Annotated in this window: 7 protein-coding genes and 1 pseudogene; all 8 read left to right on the forward strand. The window is 64.1% G+C overall.

Annotation, left to right across the window (positions count from 1 at the left end; genetic code table 11):
* The first annotated feature begins 150 nt into the window (after window positions 1-150).
* On the forward strand, window positions 151-1194 hold the full coding sequence (gene gmd / locus FH061_RS10805) for a GDP-mannose 4,6-dehydratase (RefSeq protein ID WP_151635784.1): 1044 nt from the start codon (window positions 151-153) through the stop codon (window positions 1192-1194).
* The gene (locus tag FH061_RS10810; protein ID WP_151635786.1) at window positions 1178-2107 is read left to right on the forward strand and encodes a GDP-mannose 4,6-dehydratase; all 930 of its coding nucleotides are present in this window, start codon (window positions 1178-1180) and stop codon (window positions 2105-2107) included. The genes gmd and FH061_RS10810 overlap by 17 nt, the downstream gene beginning before the upstream one ends.
* A gap of 80 nt (window positions 2108-2187) precedes the next feature.
* The gene (locus FH061_RS10815) at window positions 2188-3333 is read left to right on the forward strand and encodes a glycosyltransferase family 4 protein (protein ID WP_151635788.1); all 1146 of its coding nucleotides are present in this window, start codon (window positions 2188-2190) and stop codon (window positions 3331-3333) included.
* 47 nt (window positions 3334-3380) lie between these two features.
* Window positions 3381-4244 (forward strand): glycosyltransferase family 2 protein, encoded by an 864-nt coding sequence (locus FH061_RS10820; RefSeq protein WP_151635790.1) that lies wholly within the window; start codon window positions 3381-3383, stop codon window positions 4242-4244.
* A gap of 60 nt (window positions 4245-4304) precedes the next feature.
* Entirely contained in the window at window positions 4305-5462 is a 1158-nt protein-coding gene (locus FH061_RS10825; protein WP_151635792.1) for a glycosyltransferase family 4 protein, read from the forward strand.
* A gap of 25 nt (window positions 5463-5487) precedes the next feature.
* On the forward strand, window positions 5488-6945 hold the full coding sequence (locus tag FH061_RS10830) for a flippase (protein WP_151635794.1): 1458 nt from the start codon (window positions 5488-5490) through the stop codon (window positions 6943-6945).
* 196 nt (window positions 6946-7141) lie between these two features.
* Window positions 7142-8278 carry a glycosyltransferase family 4 protein gene (locus tag FH061_RS10835; RefSeq protein ID WP_151635796.1) on the forward strand — a complete coding sequence of 379 codons (1137 nt, stop codon included), beginning with the start codon at window positions 7142-7144 and terminating at the stop codon, window positions 8276-8278.
* 67 nt (window positions 8279-8345) lie between these two features.
* Window positions 8346-9064: pseudogene (locus FH061_RS10840) on the forward strand (phosphomannomutase/phosphoglucomutase); the annotation flags it as partial.

The following is a 9064-nucleotide window of genomic DNA, read 5'->3' on the forward strand; positions in this document are numbered from 1 at the left end:
ACTTTGATTTCCGTTATCACGATCAATATTGATTTCCACTAATTTGTGCAGGTGCTCCGACGGCAGTTCCGATAATTGCAACGAAGAGCAGTACTGCCGACGCAAGTTGGTTTCCTCTTTTTCCTTTTTCCAGATTTCACCAAGCTTAAAATGACTAAACCATCTATCGCAGTCATCACCGGCATCACCGGTCAGGATGGCGCCTATCTCGCCGAACTTCTGCTCAACAAGGGCTACACTGTCTACGGCACCTACCGCCGTACCAGCTCGGTCAATTTCTGGCGGATCGAAGAACTGGGAATCGACAAGCATCCGAACCTGCATCTGGTCGAATACGACCTGACCGACCTCAGCTCGAGCATCCGCCTGCTGCAGTCGACCGGCGCCACCGAAGTGTATAACCTCGCCGCGCAAAGCTTCGTCGGCGTGTCCTTCGACCAGCCCGCCACCACGGCGGAAATCACCGGCATCGGCCCGCTCAACCTGCTCGAAGCCATCCGCATCGTCAATCCGAATGTGCGTTTCTATCAGGCGTCGACGTCCGAAATGTTCGGCAAGGTGCAGGCCATCCCGCAGATCGAGGACACGCCGTTCTACCCGCGCAGCCCGTATGGCGTGGCCAAGCTCTACGGCCACTGGATCACCATCAACTACCGCGAGTCGTACAACATCTTCGGCTGCAGCGGCATCCTGTTCAATCATGAATCGCCGCTGCGCGGCCGTGAATTCGTGACCCGCAAGATCACCGACACCGTCGCCAAGATCCGTCTCGGCAAGCAGGACGTGCTGGAGCTGGGCAACATGGACGCCAAGCGCGACTGGGGCTATGCGAAGGAATACGTGGAAGGCATGTGGCGCATGCTGCAGGCCAATGAGCCCGATACCTTCGTGCTCGCCACCAACCGGACCGAAACCGTGCGCGATTTCGTCACCATGGCATTCAAGGCCGCCGACATGCCGCTCGAGTGGCGCGGTTCCGGCGAGGACGAAGTGGCGATCGATGCCAACAGCGGCAAGATCGTGGTGCGCATCAATCCCAAGTTCTACCGTCCCGCAGAAGTCGATCTGCTGATCGGCAATCCGGCCAAGGCCATGGAAAAACTTGGCTGGGCGCCGAAGACAACCCTGGAGCAGTTGTGCCAGATGATGGTACAGGCTGACCTGCGGAGAAACGAGCGTGGGTTCTCCTTCTAGCAGTGCGGCAACCGGCCATCGCGGCCGGGTGCTGCTGACGGGCGCCAACGGCTTCACCGGCAAGTATGTCCGGGCGGAGCTGGAGGCCGCCGGCTATTCGGTCTGCGGCGCGCTGGTCGGCGCCGCCAAGGGACCGCATGAAATGACGCTGGACATCACGTCGCTGGATGACTGCCGGCGCGTGATGAACAAGGTACAGCCGGATTACCTGGTGCATCTCGCCGCGATCAGCTTCGTCGCGCATGCCGATGCCGACGCCTTCTACCGCGTCAATGTGATCGGCACCATCAACCTGCTGCAGGCGCTCGCCGATCTCAAGCTGTCGCCGCAGCGCGTGCTCATCGCCAGCAGCGCCAACGTGTACGGCAACGCCACCGAGGGCATGATCGCCGAAACCCAGCCGCCGCAACCGGTGAACCACTATGCCGCCAGCAAGCTGGCGATGGAGCACTTGGTGCGCACCTGGTCGGACCGCATGCCCATCGTCATCAGCCGGCCGTTCAACTATACCGGCGTGGGACAGCAGCCGAATTTCCTCGTGCCGAAGATCGTTTCCCATTTCGTCCAGCGCGCGCCGGTGATCGAACTCGGCAACCTGGATGTCGAACGCGATTTTTCCGATGTGCGCATGGTGGCTTCCGCCTATCACGGCCTGCTGGAAAACAACTGCGCCGGCGAAACCGTCAATGTCTGCAGCGGCAAGCCGTACTCGCTGCGTTCCATCATCGAGATGATGCAGGAGATCGCCGGCTATGAAATCGAGGTGCGGGTCAACCCGGCCTTCGTGCGGCAGTCGGAAGTCAAGATCCTGATCGGCTCGCCGAAGAAGCTCCAGTCCATCGTCGGCGACATGGAAACCCATACCCTCGACGAAACCCTGCGGTGGATGTATTCCGCCGGCGTCGACGCCTGACCATCGTGCTGACCGCTCTCCAGACAGCCGCGCCTCACGCGGCGCAATCCCTGGCTTGCGCCGAGCCAAAGGAGGGGAGCATGGATGCATTGAAGGGCGTTCGCGTGGGCATCAATGCCGTGCCGCTGCTCGGACCCCTGACCGGCGTCGGACAATACACCTACCGGCTGATCTCGGAAATGCAGCATTTGCTCGATCCGCAGCCGTGGCTGTTCTACGGCACGGACTGGGGGCAGGACCTGCGCACGGCCGCGCCGCCCGCCGCCCGCCGGATCAATGATGCGATCAAGCGTTTCGTGCCCAATCCGCTGGTGCTCACCCGCATGCTCAAGCAGCTGCGTTTTTCCAGCGGCGCCCGCGAGCATGGCATCACGCTGTATCACGAACCCGCCTACCTTGCGCTCCGCTATCGCGGCCCCACGGTCGTCACCGTGCACGATATTTCCTGGATCCGGTATCCGGAAACGCATCCCGCCGAACGGGTGCGGGAAATGAACCGGGTCATGCCGTCGGTGCTGCGGCGCGCCGACCATATCGTTGTCGATTCCGAATTCGTACGGCAGGAAGTGATCGATCATTACGGCCTTGCCGCGGAGCGGGTAAGCACCATCCTGCTCGGCGTGGCGCCGGAATTTCGCCCCATGAACGCATCCGGGGCCGTCTTGTCGCAGTACGGCCTGCGATACGGACAATACATTCTTGCCGTCGGCACCCTGGAGCCCCGCAAGAACCTGTTGTCCGTGATCGCCGCCTTCAGCCGCCTGCCCGACGGCGTGCGGTGGCAAATGCCGCTGGTGATCGTCGGCATGGATGGCTGGGGCATGGAAAAGTTTTCCACCGGTCTTCAGCAAATGATCGCCAGGGGCGAAGTCGTGCTGACCGGCTATGTGGCGCAAGCCGAGCTGCCCGCGCTCTACTCGGGCGCCAGAATGTTCGTCTATCCATCGATCTACGAAGGATTCGGGCTGCCGCCGCTGGAAGCCATGGCCTGCGGCACGCCGGTGATCGCCTCCAACCGGGCATCGCTGCCGGAAGTGGTGGGCGATGCCGGACTGCTGGTGGAGCCGCTTGACGACGATGCGATCAGGCGGCACATGCAGGAACTCCTGGAAAACGACGAGCTGCATGCGCGGCTGGCGCAAGCCGGCCGGGAGCGCGCCGCATCGTTCACCTGGCGCCGGTTCGCGCTGCAGACGCTGGATGTCTACCGCAAGGTACTCACTTGAACCCCGGCCGGTTAGAATCAGGCCCATCCTCCTTATTTCCCAGCATCATGCAGATCAGTTGCGCCATCGTCAGCTACCACAATCCGCCCGAGCAGATCGCGGAGGTGCTGCGCAGCATTGCGTCCACGCCGATGGAATCGGCGATTTACCTGATCGACAATTCCGCCGACGACGCGCTGGCCGAAGTTGCCCGCCGCTTCGGCGCCCGCTATATCCACCGCCCGGACAACCCCGGCTTCGGCGCTGCCCATAACCTGGCGATGCGCGAAGCGCTGGAGCAGGGCGCACGCTACCACGTGGTGCTCAATCCCGACATTTCCTTCGGCCCCGAAGTGCTGCCCGCGCTGTTGGCCTACATGGAAGCGCACCAGGACATCGGCCTCGTCATGCCAGACATCCGTTATCCGGACGGCAGCCGGCAGCATCTGTGCAAGCTGCTGCCGACGCCGGCCGACCTGTGGGTGCGGCGTTTCCTGCCCGGCCTGTACGAGAGCAGCGGCCGGCTCGATACCTATGAGATGCGCCGCAGCGGCTATGACCGCATCATGGACGTGCCGGCGCTGTCCGGCTGCTTCATGTTCCTGCGAAGCTCGGTGCTCAAGCAGGTCGGCGGTTTCGACGAGCGCTTTTTCATGTATCTGGAAGATGTCGACCTGTCGCGGCGCATCGGGAAGGTGGCGCGGACCGTCTTCTATCCAAAGGCCTCCATCATCCATGCGTACCAGAAGGGCTCCTACAAGAGCAGCGCATTGCTGAAGCGGCATATCCGTTCCGCCATCCAGTATTTTCGCAAATGGGGCTGGCTGTTCGATGCCGAACGCGATGCCATCAATCGCAAGGCCCTGCGGCAGATGACGCAGGACGGGCAGGCGGATGCCGCACCGGACCCGCTGATCAATCGCAAGTCGTGAGTCCCGTGAGTCCTGTGAGTCTTGTGAGTTTTCCATAGGCGCCTCTTGAATGCCCCCTCCATGAAAAAAGTATTGATCGACCTGACCCAGCTGCCTTTGCAGCGCACCGGCGTGGGCATCTATGCGCTCAATTACATCCGCTGCCTGCAGGCGGGGGCATCCGGCCGCCAGCTGCATTTCCTGGTCCTCGACGACGACGCCGAGCTGCTGCGGGAAACGCGCGCCGTGCCGAGCGCCGTCGTCAAGCCGCTGAAGGCGGCGCTGTTCCGCCGCTTCGCCTTTCGCGTCCTGCTGGAACAGGTCGGCATCCCGGGCTATGCGCTGGCAGCGGGCATCGATGCGGTGCATTCGCTGCATTACAGCTTTCCCCTGGCCTCTTTCGGCCGCTTCAAGCGCATCGTCACCGTCTGCGACATGTCGTTCTTCCTGTTTCCGGAGCTGCATGTGCCGGTCAAGCGCCTGTTCTTCCAGTACTTCATCCGCAAGCTGCCGAAGACTGAAGGCCTGCTGTTCATCTCGGAATCCACGTTGCGGGACTTCAGGCGCTATTTCCCCGGGTCGCAGGCACCGGAGCAGGTCATTCCGCTGGGCGCCGACCTGGCGCGGCTGGACTCGGCGCCGGATGCCGCGCTGGTGGAATCGCTGCGCGGGCGTTTCGGCATCGACCGTTATGTCCTGTATGTCGGCACCATCGAGCCGCGCAAGAACATCCTGGGCCTGGTCAAGGCCTTCGAGGCGGTCGCCGGCGCCCATCCGGACATCAAGCTGGTCATCGCCGGCAAGCTCGGATGGGATTACCAGGATCTGCTCGACTATATCGACGCCTCGCCCCTGCGCGAGCGCATCGTGCTGACCGGCTACATCAACGAGGCGGAAAAGCATGCGCTGCTGAAGTCGGCGCTGCTGTTCACCTACGTGTCGTTCTATGAGGGCTTCGGCCTGCCGCCGCTCGAAGGCATGGCAGCCGGCGTTCCCACCATCACCAGCAACATTTCCTCGATGCCGGAAGTGGCCGGGCAGGCGGCGGTGCAGGTCGATCCCGGCAACATCGGACAGATCGCCGAAGCCATGAACCGGCTGCTGGGCGATCCGGAGGAACGCGCCCGGCTGATCGAGCGCGGCCTGCAGCAGAGTCGTCTCTTCACCTGGGAAGGCATGACGGCCACGTCGCTGGCCTTCTACGATGCGGTGCTGGAACCGTCGGCGGTGACCACCTGATGCCTGCCTGCTGAGCCCGGTCGCCATGGCCACGGTACGTTTCTTCGCCTTCAACCTGCTTGGCCATGTCGCGCCGATGCTCGTCGCGCTGCTGTCGGTGCCGGTGATCGCGCATGGCGCCGGCGTCGAGCGGCTGGGCGCGCTCGGCGTCGTCTGGGCGCTGGTCGGCTATTTCGGCTTCCTCGATTTCGGCCTCGGCCGGGTGGTGACGCGCCGCGTCGCCAGCGCCTCGCAGGAAGGCCGGCTGGCCGATGAACTCGGCGAGCTGCGCGGTTTCCTGTGGCAGAAGGCGCTGCCCGGGCTGATCATCATCGGCCTCCTGATCTTCGGCGCGCGGCTGCTGTTCGAAGGCTTCCTGCCCGCCAGCCCACTCGGCCGGGAGATGGCCGCCGGCTGGGACTGGATCGCCATCGGCGTGCCGGCCACGCTGGCCACCAACTGGCTGCGCGGCGTGCTCGAAGGCGTGCATCGCTTCGCCCGCGTCAATCTGCTGCGCACCGTATTCGGCGCCTGGACCTACGCGGCGCCAGCGGCGGCGGCGGTAGTCTGGTCGACGCTCGACATGCTGATCGCGGCCATCGTCATCGGCCGCGTGCTGTCGATGCTCGCGCATGCGCTGGCCTGCCTGCGGGTGGACCGGGGCATCCTGCTCGGCCCGCTGCAGCCGGCCAGCCTGCGCTCCTTCTTCCAGGAGGGCGGCTGGATCACCGTGTCGAATATCGTCGGCCCGCTGATGGTCTACTCCGACCGCTTCGTGCTGGCCGCGCTGCTCACGCCCACCGCGGTCGCCTGGTATGTCACCTCGCAGGAAGTGATGCTGCGCACGCTGGTGATTCCCGGCGCGCTGGCCGGCGTGCTGTTCCCCAAGTTTGCCGGACGCCAGGGCGACAACGGCGTTCCGCTGTCCGACCTCTATCAGCGCGGGGTGAGGGTGGTAGCCGCGCTGATGCTGCCGATGTGCATGCTGGCGGCGGCCTGCGCCTATGACGGCCTGCGCCTGTGGCTGGGGCCGGCCTTCGCGCAGAACGGCTATCAGGTGGTGGAAATCGTCGCCGTCGGCATTTTCGTCAATGCCGTGTCCTACCTGCCGCTCGCCTGGCTGCAGGCCCATGAACGTTCCGAGATCACGGCCAAGCTGCACATGCTCGAATTCCCGCTTTACGCGATCGGCCTGGTGGCCGCCGTCGCCGCCTGGGGCATCGTCGGCGCCGCCGTCGCCTGGACCCTGCGCGTGTCGATCGACTGCCTGCTGCTGCTGCGGCTGGTCGGACCGGGCAGCGCCAAACCGGCGATCAAGCCGCTGGTGCTCGGCACCTTGCTGATCGCCGCCGCGGGCATCTGCTCGCAGCCGGACTGGCCGCTGCAATGGCGGCTGCTGGCGGGCGCGGCGGCCGCGCTGACGGGGAGCGCGCTGGCCTGGCTGGTGTTCCTGAACGCATCCGACCGCACGCAACGCCCGAGGCGTCCCGGCACGGCGCATTAGCAGTCTGTTAAGTCCTTGAAATATTGCGTAAAAATCTAGTTTTTTTGGTGATAAACGCTTGGCAATAATTTAGACTGTCACCTTTCTTCGCCCGGCCCGCCGCAATCAGTCCACGCTGCCTCCCGTAGTCCGTCAGCCTGCACCAGCCTGCTGCCGAATTGCCGCAGCGCGATTGCATCGGCCATTCCAGGTATTCATGTCGTCTTTTCTCATCAGCTTCATCGTCTCCGTCCTACTGACGCTGTTCATCATCAAGCAGGCCCGCAGGCACCGGGCGGTGTTCGACCATGATCTGGACGGCGTGCAGAAAGTGCATGTGCGCGCCGTGCCCCGCATCGGCGGCGCCAGCATCTTCATGGCGGTCGTGATCACCGCCGCCATCGCCATGCTGCGTACGCCGGACATCGGGCAGGGCATCCTGATGCTGCTGGTCTGTTCCAGCGTCGCCTTCGCCGGCGGTTTCGTGGAAGACCTCACCAAGAACGTCAGCCCGGCGCGCCGCCTGCTGCTGACCATGCTGGCCGCCATCATGGGCTTCTACCTGCTGGGGGCGCGCATCGAACGCATCGACTGGCTGTGGTCGAGCTGGACCTTCAATTACATCTGGCTGGCGCTGCCGCTGACGGTGCTGGCGGTGGCGGGAATTGCCAACGCGGTCAACATCATCGACGGCTTCAACGGCCTGGCCACCGTGGTGAGCATCAGCATGCTGCTCTCGCTCGGCTACGTGGCGCTGCAGGTCAACGACACCTTCATCGTGGTGGCCACGCTCGTGGTGGCCGGCGCCGCCGCCGGCTTCCTGATCTGGAACTATCCGGCCGGGCTGATCTTCCTCGGCGACGGCGGCGCCTATTTCCTCGGCTTCATGCTGGGCGAGCTGTCGGTGCTGCTGGTCATGCGCAATCCCGAAGTCTCGACCTGGTACGCGGTGCTGCTGCTGATCTACCCGGTCTTCGAGACGCTGTTCTCGGCCTACCGCCGGCTGTTCCTGCGCGGCCAGTCGCCGGGAGCGCCGGACGGCATCCACCTGCACAGCCTCATCTTCCGCCGCGTCGTGGTCTGGGCCGTCGGCCGGCATGATGCGCGGGCGCTCAGCCTCGGCAATTCCATGACCTCGCCCTACCTGTGGCTGCTGTCGCTGATGGCGGTGGTGCCGGCGACGCTGTTCTGGCGCCATACCTGGGTGCTGATCAGCCTGACCCTGCTCTTCGTCTTCAGCTACGTGTGGCTGTATGCCCGCATCGTGCGCTTCCGCTCGCCGCGCTGGATGATTGTGCACAGGAAACCATCGCCGCGCCGCAAGAAGACCGACAACAGGCGCGATCCGCACTGACCGGCGCCGGTTCCTGCAGCAATTCTCCGCATTCCGTATAGTCTCCCTTTTTTGCTCCTTTTCGATTATGGCCACTCTTTCCCAAAGCATCTTCAAGGCATACGACATCCGCGGCATCGTCGGCAAGACACTCGACATCGGCGTAGCGCGCCAGATTGGACAGGCATTCGGCACCGCAGCGCGCATCAAGGGCGAACAGACCGTGGTCATCGGCCGCGACGGCCGCCTCTCCGGTCCCGATCTCTCCACCGCGCTGGCCGCGGGCCTGCAGCGTGCCAGCATCAATGTCATCGACCTCGGCGTGGTCGCCACCCCGATGGTCTATTTCGCCACCCACGTGCTCGATGCCCAGTCCGGCATCATGGTCACCGGCAGCCACAATCCGCCCGACTACAACGGCTTCAAGATGGTGCTGGCCGGCGAAGCCATCCACGGCGACGCCATCCAGAGCCTGTACCAGACCATCGTCAAGGGCGACTTCGCCCAGGGCAGCGGCAGCTACCGCACCCATGACATCAGGCAGGCCTATCTCGAGCGCATCACCAGCGACGTGAAAGTCTCGCGCAAGATGAAGATCGCGGTCGACTGCGGCAACGGCGTGGCCGGCGCCTTCGCGCCCGAGCTCTACCAGGCCATGGGCTGCGAGGTCGTCGAACTGTTCTGCGAGGTCGACGGCAACTTCCCCAACCACCATCCCGACCCGGCCCATCCGGAAAACCTGCAGGACCTCATCCGCTGCCTGCGGGAGACCGATGCCGAGATCGGCCTGGCCTTCGACGGCGACGG

The sequence above is a fragment of the Noviherbaspirillum aerium genome (genome assembly GCF_008929045.1).
GTDB lineage: Bacteria > Pseudomonadota > Gammaproteobacteria > Burkholderiales > Burkholderiaceae_D > Noviherbaspirillum > Noviherbaspirillum aerium.

Bases quoted from the DNA above. Each gene is read 5' to 3' on its own strand.
- gmd (WP_151635784.1), top strand. From the start codon at position 151: ATGACTAAACCATCTATCGCAGTCATCACCGGCATCACCGGTCAGGAT.
- FH061_RS10825 (WP_151635792.1), top strand. From the start codon at position 4,305: ATGAAAAAAGTATTGATCGACCTGACCCAGCTGCCTTTGCAGCGCACC.
- FH061_RS10820 (WP_151635790.1), top strand. From the start codon at position 3,381: ATGCAGATCAGTTGCGCCATCGTCAGCTACCACAATCCGCCCGAGCAG.
- FH061_RS10835 (WP_151635796.1), top strand. From the start codon at position 7,142: ATGTCGTCTTTTCTCATCAGCTTCATCGTCTCCGTCCTACTGACGCTG.
- FH061_RS10830 (WP_151635794.1), top strand. From the start codon at position 5,488: ATGGCCACGGTACGTTTCTTCGCCTTCAACCTGCTTGGCCATGTCGCG.
- FH061_RS10815 (WP_151635788.1), top strand. From the start codon at position 2,188: ATGGATGCATTGAAGGGCGTTCGCGTGGGCATCAATGCCGTGCCGCTG.